Below are 25167 nucleotides of genomic sequence, written 5' to 3'. Positions count from 1 at the left end.
GCGGGGGGTCCAGCCGCGATGAATCGACCGCAGTGTAGCGGATCAGATCGTCCCTCCGACTGAGCCTGACTGAGGCAATAGCTCCATCAACCATGCGAGCTCCTCTTCGTTGAATGCCGGGAAATCATCCGCTGCCCCTGCGAAGGGGGCCGCATCTTGTTCCCACAGCACGGTGCTGGACGCTGCCAGGTCGGCAGCGATGGGCGTACCAGGATCCGGGAGGCCGCCCCCGATCCTGGTACGCGGGCGTTTTACCCTCCAGCTGAGGGGCAAATGCAGCGCATCGCGCTGTTCGGGAACGCGTACCTCGAAAGATTGCTGTGCGGAGGGGCCGGTGACAGCACGATCCGATCGGGACCGTTTACGGCTGCTTGCCCGCGTCTGATCTCCCTCGTGCATTGGGCTGGGCGCATCAAGGTCACGCTCCAGCGAATCGGCGAATGCATGCAAAGACGCCTGATCCGGTGTTTGAGCTGAAGTAGGGGACGGTTTGGCCCTTTTCATCCCTGATGCCTGGAGGATACGGTCCCAACGCTGCGAGGCTGGGGGGAGCGTTCCGCAGCGGGCTTCGAGTTCGGTGACGCCCACTCTGCGAAAGAGCTGTACCAACCCGTGCCTGCTCATCCCGAACTGCGTCATGGCGTCATCGAATGCTTGCGCTGGGTGGGAGTGGCTCTGGAAAAAACCAAGCACGCGCACCACGTGCGCGAGGTCGGCAACGCGATTGGACGTGCGTTCGGGGAGGTCGGCAACGCGATGGGACGTGCGTTCGGGAATGCGGCGATTGATTCTTCTGATCAATTCCGGCGCGTGCGGCAATCCCTTTTTCACTGCATCCAGGGCAGGACGTCCGCCGAGGCAGGCCAAGGCGACGAGGTGGTCGTTGGTCAACGCGGCCAACGCCGGATCAGGGCAAGATAACTGGGCAACAATGCTCTCCAGCGCCTGCTTGCCGCCGCCATTGCTGGCGATGGCCACCACCTGGTCCGGGGTCAGGCCATGGTCCTGGCACAGCACCGGCAACAGCCGCTGCACCGTCTCCAGCGCCTGCTTGCCGCCGTTATTGTTGGCGATGGCCACCACCTGGTCCGGGGTCAGGCCATGGTCCTGGCACAGCACCGGCAACAGCCGCTGCACCGTCTCCAGCGCCTGCTTGCCGCCAATATTGCTGGCGATGGCCACCACCTGGTCCAGGGTCAGGCCATGGTCCTGGCACAGCACCGGCAACAGCCGCTGCACCGTCTCCAGCGCCTGCTTGCCGCCATCGTGGCTGGCGATGGCCACCACCTGGTCCGGGGTCAGGCCATGGTCCTGGCACAGCACCGGCAACAGCCGCTGCACCGTCTCCAGCGCCTGCTTGCCGCCATCGTGGCTGGCGATGGCCACGACCTGGTCCGGGGTCAGGCCATGGTCCTGGCACAGCACCGGCAACAGCCGCTGCACTGTCTCCAGCGCCTGCTTGCCGCCGCCATGGCTGGCGATGGCCACCACCTGGTCCGGGGTCAGGCCATGGTCCTGGCACAGCACCGGCAACAGCCGCTGCACCGTCTCCAGCGCCTGCTTGCCGCCATCGTGGCTGGCGATGGCCACCACCTGGTCCGGGGTCAGGCCATGGTCCTGGCACAGCACCGGCAACAGCCGCTGCACCGTCTCCAGCGCCTGCTTGCCGCCGCCATTGCTGGCGATGGCCACGACCTGGTCCGGGGTCAGGCCATGGTCCTGGCACAGCACCGGCAACAGCCGCTGCACCGTCTCCAGCGCCTGCTTGCCGCCGCCATGGCTGGCGATGGCCACCACCTGGTCCGGGGTCAGGCCATGGTCCTGGCACAGCACCGGCAACAGCCGTTGCACCGTCTCCAGCGCCTGCTTGCCGCCGCCATTGCTGGCGATGGCCACGACCTGGTCCGGGGTCAGGCCATGGGCCTGGCACAGCACCAGCAACAGCCGTTGCACCGTCTCCAGCGCCTGCTTGCCGCCGTTATTGTTGGCGATGGCCACGACCTGGTCCGGGGTCAGGCCATGGTCCTGGCACAGCACCGGCAACAGCCGCTGCACCGTCTCCAGCGCCTGCTTGCCGCCATCGTGGCTGGCGATGGCCACCACCTGGTCCGGGGTCAGGCCATGGTCCTGGCACAGCACCGGCAACAGCCGTTGCACCGTCTCCAGCGCCTGCTTGCCGCCGCCATTGCTGGCGATGGCCACGACCTGGTCCGGGGTCAGGCCATGGTCCTGGCACAGCACCGGCAACAGCCGCTGCACCGTCTCCAGCGCCTGCTTGCCGCCACTATTGCTGGCGATGGCCACCACCTGGGCCGGGGTCAGGCCATGGTCCTGGCACAGCACCGGCAACAGCCGCTGCACCGTCTCCAGCGCCTGCTTGCCGCCATCGTGGCTGGCGAGGGCCACCACTTGGGCCGGGGTCAGGCCATGGTCCTGGCACAGCACCGGCAACAGCCGCTGCAGCGTCTCCAGCGCCTGCTTGCCGCCGCCATGGCTGGCGATGGCCAGCACCTGGTCCGGGGTCAGGCCATGGGCCTGGCACAGCACCGGCAACAGCCGTTGCAGCGTCTCCAGCGCCTGCTTGCCGCCGCCATTGCTGGCGATGGCCACCACCTGGTCCGGGGTCAGGCCATGGTCCTGGCACAGCACCGGCAACAGCCGCTGCACCGTCTCCAGCGCCTGCTTGCCGCCAATATTGCTGGCGATGGCCACCACCTGGTCCGGGGTCAGGCCATGGTCCTGGCACAGCACCGGCAACAGCCGCTGCAGCGTCTCCAGCGCCTGCTTGCCGCCGCCATGGCTGGCGATGGCCACGACCTGGTCCGGGGTCAGGCCATGGGCCTGGCACAGCACCGGCAACAGCCGCTGCACCGTCTCCAGCGCCTGGTTGCCGCCAATATTGCTGGCGATGGCCACCACTTGGTCCGGGGTCAGGTTCAGGGGGGCACCCGTCAGTGCATTGCGCCATGCATGCACTGCCTCCACTGCGGTCACGCCGCCACGTTTTGCAATCTTGAGAAGTTGGCCTGTGTCCAACTGTAACGGCGGACCTCTCAACTCCCCCGCCTTCGTGAGCAAGGCCTCCAGGGCGCGTGCGCCGGACCACTGTTTGCCGACGCCAACGATGTCTTCGTGTGTCGCCTCTGGCAACGCCCTGATTATGTCCTGATACGTGACAGCAACGGTCCCTAACGCTGCCGGGTGTTGGCTGAGCGCAACGATGTGCGCGTGTGTAAACCCATGGCCCACCAGTGCCTCGTGGTGCTGCGCCACTGTCGAACGCACCTTCGGTTTGATCTTCTCTTGCTGCTGCTGACTGTAGCCGAGCGTGCGTAGATCCACCTGCGCGGCCGGCGAAGCGTCGGAGGGTTGCGCCGCACGCCGTCGCGGGGCCGGCTTAGCGCGCGGCGGCCGCGCGGCAGTGACAGCGACACGCACGGTGGGTGGCGGGTCATCGGCTGCACGCAGACCCGATTGCACCTCATCCCACTCTGCTGGGGCAGCCGCTGTATGCGGCGTGCCGACGGCAGGCATCGAATCAAGAAGCGATGTATCAAGAAGCGACGGATCGAACTGACGGAGCAGATCGCTGAAGCTGCCCGCCGAGAACGCAGGCGAGGGCGCAGGGGGAGATGGCAGCCGGGTCCGGGACATCGTCCGCCGAGCGGGCAAGCCATCCAGGGGGCCGCCAGCAGGCGGAGCCCCCCCCCGATCTGCAGTCGGCTGAACCCTATCCGGTTGGGGTCCGGGCAGAAGCTCGCGGGCAGGACTTGGCGTGCGCGAACGAATGGGATCCATACGCTTAATGCACAGACAACGCAATGTACGCAGTAGGACCCATGCGACGCAACGGCCGATGCAGCGGAGCGCCGATCATGTGGATCGCAGCGCGCGTGGAAGGTGTGTTCGGCTGTGATGCAGTGCCCGTGCCTCGCCTGCAATGGCAATGCATGCGTGCGTGCGATGGGTCCGTGGGCATGGTGCAAGCGCAGCACTACGATTGCTTGCGATTCGCCGTGGGCGTTGCAACGTATGTCGCCAATACCAATACGCAAGCACTCCGCTCTGTACGCACGGGGTGCGCCCTGACGAACATCGCCATAGCGTGGCTCAGAAACGTGATCAACAATCGTCGGGCAACCCTGGATCGGGCAGGAGCGGTGGCGCGCGCGATAGGGCGACCCGAGCACCAGCTGCGCTCGCCTGGCGGACGGCCGCACAGTCGTGTTGTTAGCCGCTTTAGTTCGCTGCGGTCGCCTGGCCACGATAGCGACCGGCCAATACACCCACACGTTGCACGTAACGCTGGGTCTCGCTATACGGCGGCACGCCGCCATAACGGTCCACCGCGCCCTCGCCTGCGTTGTAGCCGGCAGCAGCCAGGGTGAGGTCGCCATTGAAGCGTTTCAACAGCCAGGACAGATACTGCACACCGCCGCGAATATTTTGCGTTGCATCATAGGCGTCGCTAACGCCGAAGCGGCGTGCGGTGCCAGGCATCAACTGCATCAAGCCTTGCGCGCCGGCGCGACTGAGCGCGAGCGGGTTGTAGGCCGATTCGGCATGGATGATCGCGCGCACGATCGATTCTTCCACCCCGAACTCGTGCGACGCCGCTGCGATTTCCTGCTGATAAGCGTTGGTGTTGAGGCGGATCGCACCGAAGTTGACGCCGGGCTTGGCACCGCAGGCGTAACAGGTTTCTATAAAGCTGTAATGGATGGTGCGCAGTCCCTCGATACTGGCGACCTGACGCGGACGGGTGCTGGTGTAGTGGCGCACGCCGTCCTTCATATACGAGTACACCTGCCCGCTGACCACCCGGCGCGGGTTGACCGCCGCTGCCGCTGGCGGGGGTACAACCGCGGTGGCCGACACCGGCAACGCACGCGGCGCCAGCGTCGAAGCGACCTCGGCAGCACGGCGTGGCGGCTGGTTGACCGGCTGGATGATCATGCTGGCAGGCGCACCGCTGTCGATATTGGCCATGCTGGGCGCATGGCTGGTGGACGCGCGCGCCGCCGGAGCCGTGGACGCTGCGGGACGACGGGCGGACCGATCCGGCGTATAGCTGCTGATGACGCTGCAAATGGCGCCGCTCTGGCGCTTGCTCAGATAGCTGGTGATGCCGTCGCCGCTGACGCACTTGTACAGCGTGCCGGCGCTGACCGGCGCAGCCGACAACGTGACAAGCAGCAGCCCCAGCAATCTTGACATCCCCTTCATGTAGTGCAGTGTCCCAGCTTGCCTGAGGCTTGCCAAGTGTCGGCCAGCGTGAGAACAGCCAGCACCACTCCTGCGTAGGCGCCAGGCGGGCGCAGCCGGTGCTCGAATTCCTCAAATACCAACCGCACACTCAGGCTCCTGCACGCCGCTTACGCCCACCTGACGACTGCTCGCAACGTTTGTTGGCCGCTTTTACGCGCCAGTTGGGCACACAACGCGTTCAGCGCCTGGGTCAGCGCGGCACGCGCTTGGTCCGGCGCGATCGCGTCGAACGGCAGGTCCAGCGGCAACAGGTTGGCCGCCAGCGCGGGCATGCTCGGTGCACCAAGACCCAGCCAGCAATGCGCGGGGCCGTCCGCCTCCAAGGCACCCAACCAGGGCGGAATGCGGGCTGCCAGTATCTCCACCGTACCAGCCAGGCGGAACCGCGCTCGGCACGGGAACGGTGCTTCGCCAACGGCTTTGCACAACAGCTGCAGCGGTTCCTCGGGCACTGACCGGGGGGCGAACTGCGCGCCGGTGGCGGCCGCCCGATCGATCCGGGCCGGGCGCAGGCTACGCCAGTCCTGGCGCTCGCAGTCCCAGACCAGCAGATACCAGCGCCGCCCATCGTTCACCCGCAGTGTCGGCTCGACACTGCGGGTGATTGCCGCCCCAGAATGGCGCCGATAGTCCAGCCGCAGCGTGACCCGGTCGCGGCAGGCAGCGGCCAGCTGTGCGAGCAAGGCCGCATCGACCAGCGGTTCCGCCTCGGCGGCCGGCATGCTGGCCATGGCGGCATGCGCGGCACTGGCACGCTGGCCACTGCGTCGCGGCAGCAGCGGATCCAACCTGGCCATCACACGTGCGGCCGCCGCGCCCATGCCGCGCACCGCCGGCGCGGCGGCGCGGCGGCGCGCAGGGCGACTGCCACGGTCAGCGCTTCGTCTTCGTTCGAATAACAGCGGCAACGCCGCCGCGCCCTGCCCCAGGCGGTCACCGCCGCCACTGCCCGGCGCGGCATGCACGGAGTAACCCAATGCGCGCAAGCGCTCGATATCGCGCCTCAGGCTACGCGGATGGATGTCCAAGCGCTCTGCCAGCGCCACGCCGGACCAGCTCCGGCCACCTTGCAGCAAGGAAAGCAGACGCTACAGGCGGGCAGCGGTAGAAGCCATGCCGCCAACGTATTGCGGACAGAAACTGTCCGCAAGCGCCCCGTAGGATCGGCAGATCGGCCATGACCACCCGCCCGCGACCGTAGCCAGCCTGGAGACCGCACTGTCCGACGACCGCCATATCACCCTCTTCCACAATCCCCGCTCGCGCGGCGCGCTGCTGCTGCCGGAAGAACTGGGCGCGAACTACAGCGTGCACCCCATCGATCTGGAGAAGGAGCGGCAGCGCACGCCGGAATTCCTGGCGATCAACCTGAAGGGCAAGAGTCCGACCATTGTTCACGGCACCAGCGTGGTCACCGAACAGGGCGCCATCTATGAAAATCTTGCCGAGCTGTATCCGGAGGTCGGTTTATCGCCCGCGCCGGGCGATGCCGACCGTGGCGCCTACCTGCGCTGGCTGGCGTTCTATGGCTCGGCCTTCGAGCCGGCGATCATGGACCTTGCGCTCAAGCGTGAGCCCCCACCACGCTCGCTCTCGCCCTACGCCAGCGCCGACAGCCGTGCTGCAGGTGGTCGATGCGCAGCTGGCAAAGGGCGATGACTTGCTCGGCAAGCGCTGCAGCGCAGCCGATGTGCTGTGGGGCGGCGTCCTGGGGTGGATGGTGGAATTCGGCCTGATCGACCCGCCGCCCCCCACCCGCGCCTCCATCGCCCGGATGGCTGCACGCCCGGCGGTGGCGCGGGCCCAGGCGGTCGACACCTCCGCTGGGGCGGACGCTGGTGGCGCAAGCGGGTAAAATGCGCGGCTCTCTTCTACCCGCCTGGAATAAGCGCCATGCCCGGGACATCCGTTTCCGATCTGTCCACGGCCACCGCCGTGGATGCACCCGCCCTGCTGCCCTTGCCCGTGGCGCGCCCTTCCGCGCCTGCCGTGGTGCGCGGCAAGCTCTATATCAAGACCCACGGGTGCCAGATGAACGAGTATGACTCGGCAAAGATGGCCGACGTGCTCGCCGCCTCCGAAGGCCTGGAGCTGACCGATAACCCGGAAGAAGCGGATGTGGTGCTGGTCAACACCTGCTCCATTCGCGAAAAGGCGCAGGAAAAGGTCTTCAGTCAGTTGGGGCGCTGGAAGGCGCTGAAGGCCGGCGGCAAGCCGGTGATCATCGGCGTCGGCGGCTGTGTGGCGTCGCAGGAAGGCGAAGCCATCGTCAAACGTGCGCCCTATGTAGACCTGGTGTTCGGCCCGCAGACGCTGCACCGCTTGCCGGAATTGATCCGCGCACGGCGCGAATCGGGCAAGTCGCAGGTGGACATCAGCTTCCCGGAGATCGAGAAGTTCGACCGCCTGCCCGAGCCGCGTGCCGAAGGCCCGTCGGCGTTCGTCTCGATCATGGAAGGCTGCTCCAAATACTGCTCGTTCTGCGTGGTGCCTTACACCCGTGGCGAAGAAGTCAGCCGGCCGTTCGAAGACGTGCTGGTGGAAGTGGCGCAATTGGCGGCGCAAGGCGTGCGCGAGATCAACCTGCTCGGCCAGAACGTCAACGCGTACCGCGGTGCATATGGCGCCGATGCCGGCGACCCCGCGCAGTACGCCGATCTGGGCCTGCTGATCCGCACCATCGCGCAGATCGAGGGCATCGGCCGCATCCGCTTCACCACCTCGCATCCGCTGGAGTTTTCCGATTCGCTGGTGGATGCCTACCGCGATGTGCCGCAGCTGGCCAACTACCTGCACCTGCCGGTACAGGCGGGCAGCGACCGCATTCTGTCGGCGATGAAGCGCGGCTACACCGCGCTGGAATTCAAATCCAGGATCCGCAAGCTGCGTGCGGTGCGCCCGGATATTTCGATCAGTTCGGATTTCATCGTCGGCTTCCCCGGCGAAACCGAAGCGGACTTCGAAAAGACCATGAAGCTGATCGAGGACGTGGGCTTCGACCAGAGCTTTTCGTTCGTGTATTCGCGTCGTCCCGGCACCCCGGCATCGGACCTGCAAGACGACACGCCGGAGACGGTGAAGCAGGCGCGTCTTGCACGTCTGCAGGCGCACATCAGCGCGCACGCGGCGAGCATTTCGCAATCGATGGTGGGCAGCGTGCAGCGCGTGCTGGTGGAAGGCCCCTCGCGGCGCGACCCGAACGAATTGACCGGCAAGAGCGAAAACATGCGCCCGGTGAATTTCCCGGGCAACCCGCGTTTGATTGGGCAGTTCGTGGACGTGTTGATCACCGAGGCGATGAGCAATTCGCTGCGTGGTCGCATTCAACTGGACGACAGCGCGCACTGAAGACGGGGAGGCACCGCGCCATGCGGCGCTTCTTCCAGCAGCGCAACGACGCGCCGAAGCGTGTCGCACGCAATGGTCAAAATTTCACCACACAGCTGTCGCGTCTTGCAGCGCAAGGCTTCGCCACACTTACCCACAGGCTTTGCCGAATTCGATCCACATCCTGTGTGGACAACCCTGTCGGCACTGGTGATTTTTTCACCACCTCCCCAGCGAACCTTGCGCCAGTAAGCGCGACGAATTTTATCCACAGGTTAGTGAGGCGTGACTCCACAGCGGTTGTGGAAAACCTGCACGCAGCTGCGGACAGCCGCATTGCCGAGGTGCCGCGCCGTTCGGTGTGTTGGTGGGATTACATGCCGCGCGCTACCCTTTCGACCCCGCCCTACCGACGCGCGCCTGCGTGCGCTGTCCGATCCGATCATGAACGCATCAGCACATCGCGACTTCACCCTGGAACCCGAGGACACCGAGCGCCTCGCCAATCTCGCCGGCCCGTTCGATGCGCATCTGCGCCAGATCGAACTCAAGCTTGGCGTCGAAATCGGCAACCGCGGCAATATCTTCCGGGTGACCGGACCGGAGCCGGCCATCGTCGCCACGCAGTCGCTGTTGACCGCGTTGTACGAAGAGGCCGCTGGCACCACCTTCGACGCCCATGCGATCCATCTGCGCCTCAACGATGCCAATCTCGAACACGTGGCCGAGCGCGCCTACCAGGCCCAGGATGTCGCCATCAAGGTCAAACGTGGGACCGTGCGTGGGCGTGGCGCCAACCAGGCCAAATACCTGCATGCGATCGTCACGCACGACATCAATTTCGGCATCGGCCCGGCAGGTACCGGCAAGACCTTCCTGGCCGTGGCGTGTGCGGTAGAAGCGCTCAACGAATCGCGTGTGCAGCGCCTGATCCTGGTGCGCCCGGCAGTGGAAGCCGGCGAGAAGCTGGGCTTTTTGCCAGGCGATCTCAGCCAGAAGGTCGACCCGTACCTGCGTCCGCTCTACGACGCGCTATACGAAATGCTGGGCGTGGAAAAAGTGGTCAAGCTGCTGGAGCGCAACGTCATCGAGATCGCGCCGCTGGCGTACATGCGCGGCCGCACGCTCAACGATGCGTACGTGATCCTGGATGAGGCGCAGAACACCACCATCGAGCAGATGAAGATGTTCCTGACCCGTCTGGGCTTCGGCTCCACGGCGGTGGTGACGGGCGACCTCACCCAGATCGATCTGCCCAAACATGTCAAATCCGGCCTGCGCGATGCGATCGAAGTGCTGCGCGATGTGGAAGGCGCCAGCTTCACGTTCTTCGAAGCGCGCGACGTGGTACGCCATCCGTTGGTGCAACGCATCGTCACTGCTTACGAGAAGCGCGATCTGGCCGAAAAGCCTGCCGCACCTGCGGCATGAAGCAGGCTGGCGGGAGGTGACCGCGGATGCCCTGCTCGGCACGACTCGGTGCAACGCGGGGCAAGCCGGAAAACCGCCAAGTAGCGCGGTCGTCGCACAGCACCTTGCGCCGGTCGGTCTGCAGCGGCACTGAGCCAGACACGCGAACCCGCCGCGTCACGGCGATACACTTGCGGCATCGTTCTGCACAGGAGGTGCACATGGTCGGTTGTCGCGTGGTGTTCTTCGCCTACACGCTGGGTGTGGCCCCAGTTGCGTTATCGGCCACGCCGGATGACCCCCCGGCATCCTCGCGCGCTTACATCGAGACCGGTTACCTGGCTGCACCGAGGAACGTTGGTCCGTTTACGCTCGCCCGCAGCTCCTACAACCCGGCAGCCAAGGTCTCGGTGGGCTGGATTCCATTACGCGATGACGGAGCATCCGAAATTGAATATCGATGTGTTCGTTTATCCAGCCGGGCAACGCGCGCAAGCCGAGGCTATCGAACACGGCATGAGCGCCTTTCGCAAGGACCTCGCCGCGGCGCGCACACAAGGCACCTGTTCGCGGCTGGACGAGCTGGACCAGAGCAGGTTCGTGTTGACCAGCGACGATGCCCCGAAAAACATCCCGGCCAATACGGTGGATGCCAAGGTGATCGCGGCCATCGCGGACGCCGAACCCTTCGTTGGGGAAACGTTGCAGCTCAGCGTGGACCTGGCGTCGTCCGGCATGCCGCGACTGTCCAACGGCTACCTGGTCTACACGCAGCTGCACTACATCAAGGTGCGGGTATCGGCAGCGCAGCAAGCAATCGCGCAGACCAGGTTCGACGCACTGGCCGACCAGGCTGCGCGCGCGCTCGTACCGGCCATCCAAGTCAGCAATGTTGGCGGGTGCGCGGACCTGAGCGTCCACCTCGATGCCAAGGCCACGCCCGATCAAGGCGCCGTTGAGATGGCGCGCCAAATCAAGACTCATCTTGGCTTCAATTGCCACGGCTCGACCAGGCAGGCCGGCATCGAAGAGCTGGTCAAGACAGCCGAGGTAATCGAAATCGCCTACGATCCCAGCGAGTGGAAGTCGCAGTGAGGCAACACACGCGCGATACTGTGGCTCCTGTCTGAGCTCAATGCTGGTATCGCCATGACCAAAGGTCCGATCCGCCTCGACGTCGCCGTCAGTTATGCGTTGCCACGCGCAGGCCTGCCATCGGCGGTGAGTTTTCGCAAGTGGGTGGCTGCCGCGTTGAAGGGACGCATTCGCGAGGCCGATCTGGCGGTGCGCTTGGTCGACGAGAAGGAAGGTTGTTCGCTCAATCATCATTATCGCGGCAAGGATTACGCCACCAACGTGCTGAGCTTTCCCGCAGAGCTGCCGGAAGGTCTGCCCAAGGGCATCAAGATGCCGCTGCTGGGCGATCTGGTGATCTGCGCACCGGTGGTGGCGCGCGAGGCCGCCGAGCAAGGCAAATCGCTGGCCGCGCATTATGCGCATCTCACCGTACACGGCACCTTGCACCTGCTCGGCTGGGATCACGACGACGACAAGGAGGCCGATGCGATGGAGCAACTCGAACGCGAGATTCTGGCCGACCTCGGCATCGACGACCCGTACGCGGGAGAACAGTGATGCGTCGCTGCGTTGCCGCTGCCCTGCTATTGCTGAGCGCCCACGGCGCCTGGGCGCAGACCGCGCCGGTGCGCCCGGACCTTGCCGCCTTGATCGAATGCCGCCAGCGCATCGGCGACTTCAGCGCGCTGGCGCCGGTGCTGGCCGATCCGCTCAAGGCGGTCGCGCTGGGCTGGACGCCACTGGATCAATCCAATCTGTTCATGACCGAGTACATGCTCAACACGCCGATCAGCGTGTTCGGCCACAGCACCACTCACATCGCGTTTTCCGGCGCCAGCGTCATGGCGATCCTGGACATGCCCGACCCACGCCCGCTCGCCAAGCAATTGGAACTGGAACTGGGCGTGGATAACGCCGAGAAGGTGATGTACGGGCGCGAGCTGGTCAGCGAAGACACCACCAACCCCAAGACCGGCGAGCCGATGATCGAATCGATCGTACTGAGCGTGACCAACGTCAAATCGCATCCCGGCAAGACCGTGGTTGGCTGCGGCTACAGCCTGGATCTGCCTTGAGCAGACCAGGTAACAGCGCATCCACAGCGCCGTGCCGGCTTCCTGCTAGACTGATGGCTAACGCCTGGTTTGCCGGGTGCCCTTCCCCGTCACGATGTCCGAAGACGACAGTAGCCAATCCCTAGAAGCACCGGAAAAACGCCGTAGCTGGCTCGAGCGCCTCAGCGCTGCCTTCTCTGGCGAACCCCATACCCGCGACGAACTTGTCGCCTTGCTGCGGACCGCCGAACAGGACGGGCTCATCGCCGCAGACACCTTGCGCATGATGGAAGGCGCGATTTCCGTGTCCGAGCTCACCGTGGGCGATGTGATGATCTCGCGCTCGCAGATGGTCTCGCTGCCAGTGGAAGCGCGTTTCATCGACCTGATGAAGCAGGTGGTCGAATCCGGCCATTCGCGCTTTCCGGTGCACGGCGAGAACAAGGACGAAGTGCTCGGCATCTTGCTGGCCAAGGACTTGCTGCGCGGCGTCGTTGCCGATAACGGACCTGGCAACGTGCGCGAATTGCTGCGCCCGGCGGTGCTGATCCCAGAGTCCAAGAAGCTCAATGTCCTGCTCAAGGAATTCCGCCTGTCGCGCAACCACATGGCGATCGTGGTGGACGAGTACGGCGGTGTTGCCGGGCTGGTCACCATCGAGGACGTGCTGGAACAGATCGTCGGCGAGATCGACGACGAGCACGACGATGCCGAGGACGAGAATTCGCTCATTGCGATCCAGGCCGACGGACGCTATGTGGTCGATGCGTTAACGCCGATCGAAGACTTCAACGAACGCTTCGGCGCCGAGTTCCCCGACGACGAGTACGACACTGTCGGCGGGCTGGTCACCGATGCGATCGGGCACCTGCCCGAAACCGGCGAAGAGCTGACGCTCGGGCGGTTTGCGTTCCGCGTGGCCAAGGCCGATGCGCGGCGCGTGCATGCCTTCCACGTCACCATTCTGCCGCCCGACCCGCAGGACGACGCTTGAACCTGTCGCATGGCATGACCGCTGCAGCGCAGGTGAGCTGCAGCGCCCGGCGTCGGGCTGCATGCTGGCTGTTCGCATTGCTGGCACTGTTGGTGACGCCGGCCACCGTCGCGCAAGTCGCGCACGCGCCCGCCCCGGAAGCCGCCACTGCGTCCCGGCCGGCACCGCGGGTCGGCGTGTTGACCATGCAGCCGGGCGAAGTGTTTTTCGAACGCTTCGGTCACGATGCCATCGTGGTGGTCGACCCGCGTACGCAACAGGCCACCTCGTACAACTTCGGCTTCTTCGACCCGAGCGAGGCGGATTTCATGCCGCGTTTTGCGCGTGGCGAAATGATGTACTACCTGGTCGCGCTACCGCTGGAAGAAGACCTGTCGCAGTATCGCGATGCCGGCCGCGGTGTCAGCATCCAGTGGCTGGATCTGCCGCCAGATCAGGCGCGTGCGCTGGCCGACGGTCTGGCAGTGCGTAGCCAACCGGAAAACGCGCGCTACCACTACGATTACTTCATGACCAACTGCGCCACCATGGTCCGCGACACGCTGGACCGTGCGATGGGCGGCACGCTCAAATCGCAACTGGCCGGCCGTTCGCGTGGCAACACCTTCCGCAGCGAAGCGATTCGCCTGGCCTCCCCGGCCCCATGGATGTGGCTGGGCTTCGACCTGGGCCTGGGGCCGTACGCAGACCGCCCGTTGTCGCGCTGGGAAGAAGCCTTCATCCCGATGCGGCTGGCTGACAACCTGACCCAGGTGCACAACAGCACCGGTCGCCCGTTGGTGCAATCCACGCAGGTATTGCTGCCGCATCGCATCGCACCGGAGCCCGCCGAACAACAGCGACACTGGTGGCCGTGGCTGTTGACCGGGCTCATCGTGGCCGCAGGCGTGCTGGCCTTGGGCCGCAGGCAGCGCCTGCTGGCCGGACTGGCGCTGCCGTTCTGGCTCTTTTGCGCCATCGGCGGTGGTGTGCTGGTGTATCTGTGGGGATTCACTGCGCATCAATCGGCATGGGCCAACCGCAATCTGCTGCTGGTCAATCCACTGTGTGTCTTGCTGTGGTGCGGTGGCATCCGGTTGCAGTTGGGCCATCGGCCGGGCCGCTGGTTCAACGTGCTGTCCTGGGTTGTCGCTGCGTGTGCGCTGGCGGCACTGTTGATTCACTGGCTGTCGTTCCAGGCGCAGGACAACCTGCAATGGATCATGCTGCTGTTGCCGATCCACACCGCGCTCGCCCTTGCCCTGCTGGCGCGTGACCTGCCCGTCCGCATACGCTGACCGAAGGATGCGCACATGAACAATCACGGCCATCACCCCGATAATCCGTCCTGCGTCATCACCTGCGCCTACTACGACGGCGACGGCAAGCGCCACGACATCAGCCTGGAACAGATCAGCGATGTGCTGCAGCGTCCCGATGGCTTCGTCTGGGTGGGCCTGTACGAACCGCAGGAATCGGTGCTGCACAAGTTGCAGGACGAATTCGGCCTTCACGATCTGGCGATCGAAGACGCACTCAAGGCGCATCAGCGACCGAAGGCCGAGAGTTACGGCAATTCCTTGTTCGTGGTGGTCAATACCGCGCAGCTGGTCAACGAGCGCATCCGCTATGGCGAGACGCACGCATTCCTGGGTAAACGCTTCCTGCTGACCGTGCGCCACGGCGCATCGTTGTCGTACGCACCGGTGCGTCATCGCGTCGAACGCGAACCGGCAATGCTGCACATGGGTGCGTCGTTCTGCCTGTACGGCGTGCTCGATTTCGTGGTCGACAATTACCTGCCGATCATGAACGAGTTCCGCGACACGCTGGAACGCCTGGAAAAAGACATCTTCGCCGATGACTACAAGCGCGAAACGGTGGTGCGCCTGTATGAGCTCAAGCGCGAACTCAACAAGATGCGCCTGGTGGTTGCACCGCTGCAGGACGTGCTCTCGCACCTCAAGCGCAACCCCGGCTCACTGATCCACAAAGAAGTGGGCATCTACCTGCGCGACGTGCTCGATCACGCCGTTCGCACCAGCGATGCCATCGACACCTTGCGCGAAATGCTGGGCACCGCACTGAGCGTCAACCTGTCGATGGTCACGCTCGCCCAGGGTGAGACCGTCAAACGCCTGGGCGCCTGGGCCGCCCTGCTGGCCGCCCCGACCCTGATCACCAGCTGGTACGGCATGAATTTCACCCATATGCCAGAGCTCGACGCCCGCTACGCCTACCCACTGCTGGTCGCCGGTATCGTCGGCTCCTGCCTGGTGTTGTATCGCCTGTTCAAGCGCGCTCGGTGGCTTTAGGGCCACGTTGCGGCCCGGAATTCGGGATTGGGCATTCGGGATTGGTTTGAGCAGTTGGCTGGTTGTTGATTGTCAACCTGGCCCAGGATGCCCGTAAGTCGCGATCGTCTGCTCTTACCAATCCCCACTCCCGAATCTCAACTCCCGGCCGTCACGCCACATAAATCGTCTTGATGTTCATGAATTCGTGGATGCCGTGATCGGCCAGCTCGCGGCCGAAGCCGGAACGCTTGATGCCGCCGAAGGGCAAGCGCACATCGCTCTTGACCACTGAATTGACGAATGCCGCCCCGCACTGCAACTGCTGCGCCACGCGCTCGCCGCGTTTGGCATCTGCCGTCCACACGCTGCCGCCCAGGCCGAAGGTGGTGTCGTTGGCCACGCGCACCGCTTCTGCTTCATCAGCAACCCGAATGATCGAGGCGACCGGGCCGAAGAACTCTTCGTCGTATGCCGGCATGCCAGGTGCGACATTGTCGAGGATCGTCGCCGGATAACCGGCATGCGAGCCGGCGACCGGTTCGCCGCCCAGCAAGACCTTGGCACCCTTCGCCACGCTGGCCTGCACCTGCTTGTGCAGTTCGTCGCGCAGGTCGGCACGCGCCATCGGCGCCAGTGTGGTGCTCTCTTGCTGCGGGTCGCCGACGACGCGCTTGGCTGCCGCGGCGACGAAGCGTTCGATGAACTGGTCGGCAATCGCATCCACCACGATGAAACGCTTGGCGGCGATGCAGGTCTGCCCGCTGTTGTCGAAGCGCGACTGCACGGCCGATTGCACGGTGTGCTCCAGATCGGCGTCTTCCAGCACCACGAAGGCATCGCTGCCGCCGAGTTCCATCACGCACTTCTTCAGCTGGTCGCCCGCGTTTGCGGCCAGCGAGCGGCCGGCGCGTTCGCTGCCGGTCAACGTCACCGCGGCGATACGGTCGTCGCGCACGACATCGGCGGCCTGGTCGTTATCGATATGCAGCACATCGAACACGCCTGGCGGAATCCCGGCGGCGTCCAGTACCTCCTTCATGACATCGGCGCAGCGCGGCACATTGCTGGCGTGCTTGAGCAACGACACATTGCCGGCCATCAGGCTGGGGGCCAGAAAGCGGAAGGCTTGCCACAACGGAAAATTCCACGGCATCACCGCGAAGACGCAGCCCAACGGTTCGTAGCGCACGTAGCTGGATTGCGCTTCGGTAGGAATGTCGCGCGGCGCCAGATACGCGGCGGCGTGTTCGGCGTAATACGCGCAGGCCTGTGCGCACTTGTCGACCTCGGCCAGCGCCTCGCGGCGCAGCTTGCCCATCTCGGCGGTCATGATGCGCTGCAGGTCGTCGCGTCGCTTGGTCAGCTCTTCGCCGACGCGGCGCAGCAACGCGCCACGCTCGCCCAGCGGCAACGCGGCCCAGGCCGGAAATGCCTTGGCGGATGCGGCCAGACGCGCTTCGATGGCGGCGGCATCCATGGTCTGCTGAGTGTGCTCGACCTGGCCACTAGTCGGGTTGACGGTGTCGTAGGACATGGCGTTCTCCAATAGCAGGACGGCCATGCTAGTCACCGGAAAGTTGTAGCCGCGTCACAACCCCCTGAAATCGCTGCAACGCTGTGTTTGCTGGCGGCGCGACGCAACGACGCATCTCTGCCGTACAACGCGACATCGCATGGCATCGCAAATGCCGCCTGCAGAACAACGTAATGGAACCAGGACTGCCCCGCCAACCGCACAAAGTGCTATGGCATCGCGTGATTGGCGCACATTCATGGAGGATGACCACAATGCACCGGAATCTCAGTGTTCTGGTTGTACCTCGCACCAGCGCGTGCCTACCTGGATGCGCCTTCGTCCAGGACCTGCTGCGTGGCCCGCGGCCCGGTCCGGCCGGGTTTGTCACCGTGCACTGCACCAGCCTGATGCCCGATCCCACGCAACCCTGCGAGGAAGACGCACGGCGCGCTTGCGCAGACACCGCGATCCGCCAACTCATCACCGTGCGTTCGTCGCCGAACACGGTCACGATCTTTCCAGACAAGCGCAAGTCCAAGGATGGCGACAAGGACAACGGCAGAAACCGCGCCGACGAACAACCCAGCGTCGAGCAACACGGCTACAACATCAGTGCCGAATATCAGTGCTACCTCACCAAGCCGCAGCCCTGGAACAGCGGTTACACGCCACCAACCAGGTAAGCGCCGCTGATTGAACGGTTGCACGCGTGGGCCGGCAGGTGCGGTAAGCGTTCTGACGCGACCTGCCGCCTTGGCCCACGTCGGTCGCTCAGGCGCTGCGTCTTTCTGGCCGCCGATTGGTCGGGTGCATTGGCCACGTCAACGCGGGCGTGCGCTCAGGCAATCGCTTGTTGCGCCAGTTGCGCATCGCGCAGGCGACGTTTTTTGCTGCGCGCCAGCAACCACCAGCCGATCACCGCAGCCACCGACACCGCCAGCACCATCACCGTGGCCAGGGCGTTGATCTTCGGGCTGATGCCCAGGCGCACCGACGAGAACACCTTGATCGGCAAGGTGGTGGAACTGGGCCCGGCCAGGAAACTGGCGATCACCACATCGTCCAGCGACAACGTAAAGGCCAGCAGCCAGCCCGATGCCAGGGCCGGCGCGATGATCGGCAAGGTGATCAGAAAAAATACCTTCAACGGTGTGGCACCGAGATCCATCGCGGCTTCTTCCAGCGAGCGGTCCAGCTCCTGCAGCCGCGAAGAGATCACCACGGTCACAAACAATACGGTGAAGGTGACATGCGCCATCCAGATCGCCACCGCGCCGCGCGGCGCGGTGCCGAGCACGCCGCCCATGGACACCAGCAACAGCAGGATCGACAAACCGATGATGACTTCGGGCATCACCAGCGGCGCGGTGATCAGTGCGCCGAACAGGGTCTTGCCGGGGAAACGCCGCATGCGCACCATTGCCATGGCGGCCATCGTGCCCAGCACCGTCGATGCGCAGGCCGTCCAGAACGCCACCTTCAGGCTGACCCAGGCTGCGTCGAGCAATTGCCGGTCGTGCAGCAATTGGCCGTACCACTTGGTCGAGAATCCGCCCCATACCGTCGCCAGACGCGAGGCGTTGAACGAATACACCATCAACAGCAGGGATCGGCAGATACAGGAACCCGAAACCCAGCACGAGCACACTGGCGCCGAGCAGGCGCCCACCGCGCGAGGCGCGCATCATGTCAGCCGCCCTTCCAGCTCACGCTGCTGGTAGCGGTGGAAGATCAGGATCGGCAACAACAGCAGCAGCAACATCACCGTGGCCACGGCCACGGCCGCTGCCGCCGGCCAGTCGCGGTTGTTGAAAAACTCGCCCCACAGCACGCGGCCGATCATCAAGGTGTTCGGCCCGCCCAGCATTTCCGGGATGACGAATTCGCCCACCGCCGGAATCATCACCAGCATGCAGCCGGCCACGATGCCGTTGCGCGACAGCGGCAAGGTGATGCGCACGAACGCCTGCCACGGCCGCGCACCCAGGTCATAGGCGGCTTCGAGCAGACGGTTGTCGTGCTTGACCAGGTTGGCGTACAGCGGCAACACCATGAACGGCAAATAGCAGTACACGATGCCGATGTAGGCGGCGATTGGCGTGTATAACGGTGAGCACTACGCCGTCGTCTTCGCCCCAGCCCACCCACACGGTGTCGCCCCAGGTCAGCGCTTCGCTGGCCCAGCGCTGGCGATTGGCGAAGTTGGCCATCAGCTTGATCCCGCTGGGCAGGCGCACGTGATACACCGAATGGCTGCCGAAATAGGCGATGTCCTCGATCACGCCCTGCGCCTTGTTGCACGCCTGCGTCGGCTCGTCCTTGCCGATGGCGAGCTTTTCCGGGCGCAGCGCGAACGCCACCGCCTGCCCTTCGAAGCCGGTGATGCCGTGACCGATGCGGATGCAGGCATCGAACGCAGAGGTCTTCAAGCCGACGTAATCGGGCGCGTCGTCGGCGATGACCGCATCGATCAGATTGACCGAGCCGATGAACTCGGCCGCAAAGCGATTCGCTGGCTGCTCGTAGATTTCGTCGGGCGTGCCGACTTGTTGAATCCAGCCCTGGTCCATCAGCGCGATGCGGGTGGCCATCGTCATGGCCTCTTCCTGATCGTGGGTCAGCATGACGCAGGTGACGCCGGAGGTTTCGATGATGTTGACCAGCTCCAGCTGCATCTGCGAGCGCAGCTTCTTGTCCAGCGCGCCCATCGGTTCGTCCAGCAACAACAGCTTGGGCCGCTTGGCCAGCGAGCGCGCCAGGGCCACGCGTTGCTGCTGCCCGCCGGAGAGCAGATGCGGCTTGCGCTTGGCCAGCGCGCCAAGCTGCACCAGCTCGAGCATCTCGCCGACACGGGCGGCGATCGCAGCCTTGGACAAGCCTTCCTGTTTCAGGCCGAAGGCGATGTTCTGCTCCACGCTCATATGCGGAAACAGCGCATACGACTGGAACATCATATTGATCGGGCGTTCGTACGGCGGCAGCGCATCGATGGGCTGACCGTCCAGAACGATGCGCCCACTGCTTGGCCGGTCGAACCCCGCAAGACAACGCAGCAGCGTGGATTTGCCACTGCCCGAGCCTCCCAGCAACGCGAACATTTCGCCCTTGCGGATCTGCAGGCTGACAGCGTCCACGGCAACGAATCCATCGAACTCCTTGCGGACCTCGCTAATGCTGAGATAACCGCTGTCGTAAGGGGCAACATGCGGCTGCGGCGTGGTCTCGGTGGATGCCATCGAACTCCTCACTCCTCCCAATGCAGACCAGCACAACAGCGACCGACGACCATCATGGCAAAACCCGAGCGCGGCGGCGCGCTTGAACCCGTCGTGCCCGAGCCACGCTCGCCCGGCAGTCGCGCAGTCGCTTTGCCAGCGGCGCTCAGCGTGCCTCCTGCGCCTGCTCGCTCCAGCCCAGCCCCAGACTCTTCTGCAGGGCCACGTAATTCACCAGCAACTGCACCTGGGCCTGCGCGGCAGCGTCCTGCGCCGACAACTGCTGGCGTTGCACATCCAGCAGATCGATGGACGAGGTGGCACCGGCATCGCGCCGTTGCTGCATCAGCCCGGCCGAACGCGTGGCCGAGGCTTCGGCCTGGCGTGCGACCACCAGTTGCTTGCGTGCCGAACCGAAGCGCGCCAACGCCGAATTGGCATCCTGCAAGGCAGCCAGCACGGTCCCTTCGTACGCTGCCGTACGACCGGCATTGCTGGCGCGCGCCTGCTCCACCTGCGCGCGGGTCTTGCCGAAATCGAAGATCGACCAGCGCAGCATCGGCACCGCAAACCTGGCCAGCGCATCGGAATTGAAATCGCTCGGCGAGCCGGCGACCCAACTCAACCCGCCCAGCAGACTCACCTGCGGGAAATAGCCGTTCAAGGCCTCGCCGATCTGCGCACTGGACGCGGCCAGCTCACGCTCGGCCTTGCGCACGTCCGGGCGCCGGCGGATCAACGCGCCGGCATCGTCCACGCGCACCTGGGTGGGCAACATCGGCAGCGGCTGCGGCGCGCTCAGCAGGGAATCCAGCGCGCCGGGCGCGCGCCCGACCATCAGCGCCAGCTGGTCCTGCGCTTCTTGCGATTGCATTTCCAGCGGCAGGCGCTGCGCTTGCTGCTGCTGCACCTGGGTGGCGATCTGCTCGACCTGCAGATCCGACGCGGCGCCCTGCCCACGACGTTGCTGCACCAACTGCAACGTCTGGCGGATCTTGTCCAGGTTGGCATCGGCGATGGCCAGGCGCGCCTGCAAGCCGCGGTAGTTGAGATAGACCTGCCCGACTTCGGCGGCCAGCTGCACTTGCGCATCGGCCAGCTCGGCCTCGGAGGCCTGCGCCTGTGCCAGCGCACCTTCGGCGGCGCGGCGGCGGCGGCCGAAGACATCCAGCTCCCAGCTCGCATCGAAACCGGCGCTGTAGATCTGGGTCTTTTCAAGATCCAGCGCCTGGTTGCCGGCAGCCGGCGGCTGACCGGGTTGGCCTTGCTGCTGCAGCCCACCCAGCGTGTCGACGATGGTGTGCGGCGGCTCGGCGTAGGCATACAGCGCGCTGGCATTGAGCGTGGGCAAGCGCTCGGCGCGGCGTCGCTGTGCCAGCGCGCGGTTGGCGCGTAACCGCGCCTGCGCGGCGCGCAGGTTGGGGCTGTCGGCCAATGCCTGGGTGACCAGCTGGGTGAGGGTCGGGTCCTGCAGTTCTTCCCACCAGTGGTTCAACGGTGCAGCTGCCACGACGTCTGCACCACTGGCGCGATGCAGGGCCGGCGCCTGCATCGCCGCATCGGCCACGGCTGGCGGCTTGGTGTAGTTGGGGCCGAGCATGCAGCCACCAAGCATCAGCGTGCTCAACGCCACAGCCAGTGGCATGCGGATCAGGCGCATGGAATCAGTGCATTGCAAGGTGCGCCCCCTTGGGTAACGGCTTGAGCAAAAAGGCCAGCGGAATCGTGCAGACCACGATCACGCCGAAGATCCAGAACAGATCGCTATAGGTCATCACCAGGGCCTGCTGTTTCACCAGCCGGGCCAGCTGCGCGACCGAGCGAATGGCGGCCTCGCCGCCGGCGCTGGCGCTGGCGTGCATCTGTGCAGTGATCCCAGCCAGAAAATCCTGCGCACGCGACGAATTGGCGGTCACGGCGCTGCCGATGGTTTCGATGTGGAACGTCATGCGGCGCTCCTGAAAGGTGGAGATCAGCGCCAGACCGACCGAGCCTCCCAGGTTGCGGCCAGCGTTGAACAAGCCGGAGGCGTCGCCCGCCAGTTCCGGCGGCACCGACGAAATCGCTGCCTGATTGAGCGACATCATTGCCAGCGCCAGGCCACAGCCCTGCAGCAACTGCCCGGCGACAAAATGCGTGCCCACGGTGTCCGCGGTCAGCGTCAGATTGACGAAACAGGCAGCGGCAAAACAGATCAACCCGGCAATCACCAAGATGCGCACGTCCACCATTTCCAGCAGCTTGGGCATCATCGGCATCAGCAGCACGGTCGGCAGCCCGGACAGCAGCAGCACATACCCGGCCTGCTCGGTGTTGTAGCCCGAGATCACCGCCAGGAACTGCGGAATCATGTACATGACGCCGAACAGGATCATGCCCACCGCCATCACCATGATGAAGACCGCGCCGAAGCTGCGCTGCACCAGCGGCGACAGACGGATCACCGGAGGCCGGCGCCGGAACTGGCTGATCACCAAGGCGATGAATCCGCTCAACGCAATCAGGCTCAGCGTATTGATCTCGCTGGATTCGAACCAACGCTCGCGCTGGCCTTCTTCCAGCACCACGGTCAACCCGCCCAAACCGGCGGTCAGCCCGTAGATGCCCAGCCAATCAGCATTGAGCAGTCCGGCCCAGTCGCCTTTTTCATGCTTGAGGCCAAGCAGCAGCAGCGCGACCAAGCCAACGCAGATCGGCACGTTGATGAAAAACGCGTAGTGCCAGCTGACGTTTTCGGTGAGCCAGCCGCCGAGCAGCGGGCCGATCACCGGGCCCATGATCACGGTCATGCCGAACAGGGCGGTGCCCAAGGTCTGCTCGCTCGGCGGTAGCCGCGTGGCGACGATGGTCAGCGCGGTCGGAATCAAGGCGCCGCCAGCCAGCCCCTGCCCCACGCGGCCGATGATCATCATCGAAAGCGACGTCGACAGCCCGCACACCACCGAGAACGCAGTGAACATCACCGCACAGATCAGCAGGAAGTTACGCAGGCCCAGCGTGCGCGCGAACCAACCGGTCAGCGGAATCATGATGATCTCGGCCACCAGATAGGCGGTGGAGATCCAGGTGCCTTCGGTGCCGCTGGCACCGACTTCGCCCTGGATGGTGGGCAATGCCGCATTGACGATGGAAATATCCAGCGTCGCCATGAACGAGCCGATGGTGCCGGCCAGCACCGCCAACCAGGCGCCCAGCTCGGCCTTCTCGCGCTGGGCGCTACCGCCGGCACGCGGGCCGGTGGCGGCCGCTGCGCTCATCGCGCGCGCTCCTGCTCCTGCACGCGGTCGGATTCTTCTTCGGCGCGCTGCTTGGCGTCCTTGGCCGAGCGCGTGTCGACGGTGACTTCCACCGACATGCCCGGAACCAACACCTTGCGCGCCTCGTCACCCGCCAACACGCGGATGCGCACCGGCACGCGCTGCACCACCTTGGTGAAGTTGCCGGTGGCGTTTTCCGGCGGCAGCAAGGCGAACTGCGAGCCGGTGCCCGGCGACAGGCTCTCGACCTTGCCGTGCAGTTTTACGCCGGACAACGCATCGACCTCGATCTCGGCCGGCTGGCCGGGACGCATCAGGCCGACCTGGGTTTCCTTGAAATTGGCGACAAGATACAGCGATTGCTGCGGCACGATGGTCATGGTGCGGGTGCCGGCGCCGAGGAACTGACCCACCTGCACGGTCTTGTCGCCGACACGGCCGTGGATGCGGCTGGTCAGGCGGGTGTCTTCCACCGCCACGCGCGCTTGATCGGCATCGGCGGTGGCCTGCTTCACGCCGGCCTGTGCCTGTTCCAGTTGCGCGCGGCTGGCCTGGATCTGGCTTTCGCCGGCCTTGGCCTGCGCCTGCGCGGCGTCGTACTGAGCGCGTGCGCGGGCCAGATCATGTTGCAGGCTTTCCTGATGCTCGTGGGTGTCGGCGCCTGAGGCGGCCAATGGCGCGAAGCGCTTCACCTCGGCCTGGGCGAACCTGAGGGTGGCAGTCGCGGCAGTGACCTGGGTGCGTGCCTGCAACAACGCCGACTCCTGCGCGGAGACATTGGCGGTGGCAGCGACGATATCGGCCTGGCGTGCGGCGATGGCGGCTTCGGCCTGCTGCAGGGTGGCCTGGTAGGTGCGGTCGTCGATCTGCAGCAGCGGCTGGCCGGCCTCCACGATCTGGTTGTCGCTCACCAGCACCTTGGTCACGTAACCGCTGACGCGCGGCGCCACTGCCACCGAATCGGCCTGCAGATAGGCGTTATTGGTGTCTTGCATGTAGCGGCCCTTGATCAGGTAACAGGCCAGCCACACCACCAGCAAGATCAGCACCAGTACCCCGACCAGGATCAGCGTCCACTTCACCTTGGGGTTCTTCAACGGCGAGGGCTTGGGCGACTCCTGCTCGTCGCGCGCGCCGGCGCCCTGCGCATCCGTGGCCGAACACTGGCCGTCATTGGACTGATGATCGTGATTGCTCAAAGGATGCGTCCTGTGTGAGGGGCGAGGCATGCCCTGCATCCGTCAGATCAGCGGCTTCAGCGAGGGTGGCGCAACCATACAATATTTGTACCACTCAGTACAGGTTACATGACGCGCCGATCGGGTGGCATCTGGACCGATGGTCACCCGATGAAAACGGCCGTCGCTATGCGCCCCACGGCACCATCTGCCTGCTCTGTTAGAGAGTGCGCCGGACGAGCGCCTCGCCACGCAGCGCAGCCAGGCGCTCTATCTCGCACGGCAGCTCAACGACCGGTCTTGGTATCGGTCCACAGCCGCGTGTACAGCCGGTCCACTTCGGGCGAATTGATCGCGTAAGTAGTCGCCCCTGAAAAACCCCCAGACCGCATCCATTGCAAGGCCTCACCTGCGGTTTTGGCGTGCTGGAACTGCCAGTTTTCGTTACTCTACCCACTTCCACTGTGTTACAAATAATCGTACCTTTGTGCCACTATTGGAAGACCTTCAGGCCGCGCGGGAGAGCTGTGTTGAATAGGACACTGGAAGTGCGTTTTGAACAGTACGGGGAAGTAGTTGCTGCCGCCCTGTCCC

General features: G+C 64.9%; 16 protein-coding genes, 1 other RNA gene and 5 pseudogenes. 12 read left to right on the top strand and 10 right to left on the bottom strand.

Annotation, left to right across the window (positions count from 1 at the left end):
- Window positions 1-42: 42 nt before the first annotated feature.
- Both avrBs3 and WJW29_RS06805 read right to left on the bottom strand, forming a co-directional pair.
- A complete protein-coding gene (gene avrBs3 / locus WJW29_RS06810) occupies window positions 43-3798 on the bottom strand; it encodes a type III secretion system effector avirulence protein AvrBs3 (protein ID WP_115840170.1) in 3756 nt (1251 codons plus the stop codon).
- Between the two features lie 441 nt (window positions 3799-4239).
- A complete protein-coding gene (locus WJW29_RS06805; RefSeq protein WP_011259357.1) occupies window positions 4240-5226 on the bottom strand; it encodes a lytic transglycosylase domain-containing protein in 987 nt (328 codons plus the stop codon).
- Window positions 5227-5339: 113 nt separating this feature from the next.
- Between WJW29_RS06805 and WJW29_RS06800 the strand changes: the two genes are divergently transcribed.
- A non-coding RNA gene (locus WJW29_RS06800) (sX9 sRNA) lies at window positions 5340-5414 on the top strand.
- Window positions 5415-5438: 24 nt separating this feature from the next.
- Here WJW29_RS06800 and WJW29_RS06795 read toward each other — a convergent pair.
- Window positions 5439-6353: pseudogene (locus WJW29_RS06795) on the bottom strand (WYL domain-containing protein); the annotation flags it as partial.
- A 133-nt stretch (window positions 6354-6486) separates the two neighbouring features.
- On the opposite strand from WJW29_RS06795, the pseudogene WJW29_RS06790 reads away from it, so the two are divergent.
- The 9 genes and pseudogenes from WJW29_RS06790 to WJW29_RS06750 all read left to right on the top strand — a co-directional run bounded on the left by WJW29_RS06790 (window position 6487) and on the right by WJW29_RS06750 (window position 15425).
- Window positions 6487-7123: pseudogene (locus WJW29_RS06790) on the top strand (glutathione S-transferase).
- A gap of 38 nt (window positions 7124-7161) precedes the next feature.
- On the top strand, window positions 7162-8616 hold the full coding sequence (gene miaB, locus WJW29_RS06785) for a tRNA (N6-isopentenyl adenosine(37)-C2)-methylthiotransferase MiaB (RefSeq protein WP_011259360.1): 1455 nt from the start codon (window positions 7162-7164) through the stop codon (window positions 8614-8616).
- A gap of 423 nt (window positions 8617-9039) precedes the next feature.
- Window positions 9040-10026 (top strand): PhoH family protein, encoded by a 987-nt coding sequence (locus WJW29_RS06780; protein WP_011259361.1) that lies wholly within the window; start codon window positions 9040-9042, stop codon window positions 10024-10026.
- A gap of 411 nt (window positions 10027-10437) precedes the next feature.
- Window positions 10438-11100: a hypothetical protein gene (locus WJW29_RS06775; RefSeq protein WP_011259362.1), complete on the top strand. Its 663-nt coding sequence runs from the start codon at window positions 10438-10440 to the stop codon at window positions 11098-11100.
- Window positions 11101-11154: 54 nt separating this feature from the next.
- A complete protein-coding gene (gene ybeY / locus WJW29_RS06770; RefSeq protein ID WP_011259363.1) occupies window positions 11155-11640 on the top strand; it encodes an rRNA maturation RNase YbeY in 486 nt (161 codons plus the stop codon).
- Window positions 11640-12158, top strand: coding sequence for a hypothetical protein (locus tag WJW29_RS06765; RefSeq protein ID WP_011408769.1), 519 nt, complete (start codon window positions 11640-11642; stop codon window positions 12156-12158). Before ybeY ends, WJW29_RS06765 begins: the two co-directional genes overlap by 1 nt.
- A gap of 94 nt (window positions 12159-12252) precedes the next feature.
- Window positions 12253-13131, top strand: coding sequence for a transporter associated domain-containing protein (locus WJW29_RS06760; protein ID WP_011408770.1), 879 nt, complete (start codon window positions 12253-12255; stop codon window positions 13129-13131).
- Complete coding sequence (locus WJW29_RS06755; protein WP_011259366.1) at window positions 13128-14408, top strand: DUF4105 domain-containing protein; 1281 nt, start codon at window positions 13128-13130, stop codon at window positions 14406-14408. The genes WJW29_RS06760 and WJW29_RS06755 overlap by 4 nt, the downstream gene beginning before the upstream one ends.
- A gap of 15 nt (window positions 14409-14423) precedes the next feature.
- Window positions 14424-15425, top strand: coding sequence for a magnesium and cobalt transport protein CorA (locus tag WJW29_RS06750; RefSeq protein WP_011259367.1), 1002 nt, complete (start codon window positions 14424-14426; stop codon window positions 15423-15425).
- Between the two features lie 151 nt (window positions 15426-15576).
- Here the strand turns inward: WJW29_RS06750 and WJW29_RS06745 are convergent, their stop codons facing one another.
- Window positions 15577-16941, bottom strand: a complete 1365-nt coding sequence (locus tag WJW29_RS06745) for an NAD-dependent succinate-semialdehyde dehydrogenase (protein WP_011408772.1) — start codon at window positions 16939-16941, stop codon at window positions 15577-15579.
- A gap of 389 nt (window positions 16942-17330) precedes the next feature.
- Between WJW29_RS06745 and WJW29_RS06740 the strand changes: the two genes are divergently transcribed.
- Window positions 17331-17606, top strand: a complete 276-nt coding sequence (locus WJW29_RS06740) for a hypothetical protein (protein ID WP_230455488.1) — start codon at window positions 17331-17333, stop codon at window positions 17604-17606.
- 155 nt (window positions 17607-17761) lie between these two features.
- On the opposite strand, the pseudogene WJW29_RS06735 reads toward WJW29_RS06740, so the two are convergent.
- The 6 genes and pseudogenes from WJW29_RS06735 to WJW29_RS06710 all read right to left on the bottom strand — a co-directional run bounded on the left by WJW29_RS06735 (window position 17762) and on the right by WJW29_RS06710 (window position 24594).
- Window positions 17762-18611: pseudogene (locus WJW29_RS06735) on the bottom strand (ABC transporter permease subunit).
- Window positions 18608-19030 (bottom strand): annotated as a pseudogene (locus WJW29_RS06730) (ABC transporter permease subunit); the annotation flags it as partial. The pseudogenes WJW29_RS06735 and WJW29_RS06730, both read right to left, overlap by 4 nt.
- Window positions 18912-20159, bottom strand: a complete 1248-nt coding sequence (potA, locus tag WJW29_RS06725; RefSeq protein WP_075240820.1) for a polyamine ABC transporter ATP-binding protein — start codon at window positions 20157-20159, stop codon at window positions 18912-18914. The pseudogene WJW29_RS06730 and the gene potA, both read right to left, overlap by 119 nt.
- 145 nt (window positions 20160-20304) lie before the next feature.
- On the bottom strand, window positions 20305-21798 hold the full coding sequence (locus WJW29_RS06720; RefSeq protein WP_011408777.1) for an efflux transporter outer membrane subunit: 1494 nt from the start codon (window positions 21796-21798) through the stop codon (window positions 20305-20307).
- A gap of 4 nt (window positions 21799-21802) precedes the next feature.
- Window positions 21803-23395: an MDR family MFS transporter gene (locus WJW29_RS06715; protein WP_011259372.1), complete on the bottom strand. Its 1593-nt coding sequence runs from the start codon at window positions 23393-23395 to the stop codon at window positions 21803-21805.
- Window positions 23392-24594, bottom strand: a complete 1203-nt coding sequence (locus WJW29_RS06710) for an HlyD family secretion protein (protein ID WP_011408779.1) — start codon at window positions 24592-24594, stop codon at window positions 23392-23394. The genes WJW29_RS06715 and WJW29_RS06710 overlap by 4 nt, the downstream gene beginning before the upstream one ends.
- Before the next feature lie 410 nt (window positions 24595-25004).
- On the opposite strand from WJW29_RS06710, the pseudogene WJW29_RS06705 reads away from it, so the two are divergent.
- Window positions 25005-25167: pseudogene (locus tag WJW29_RS06705) on the top strand (IS701 family transposase); the annotation flags it as partial.

Source organism: Xanthomonas sp. JL1 (assembly GCF_038405005.1).
This window is presented reverse-complemented; position numbering and strand designations above follow the sequence as displayed.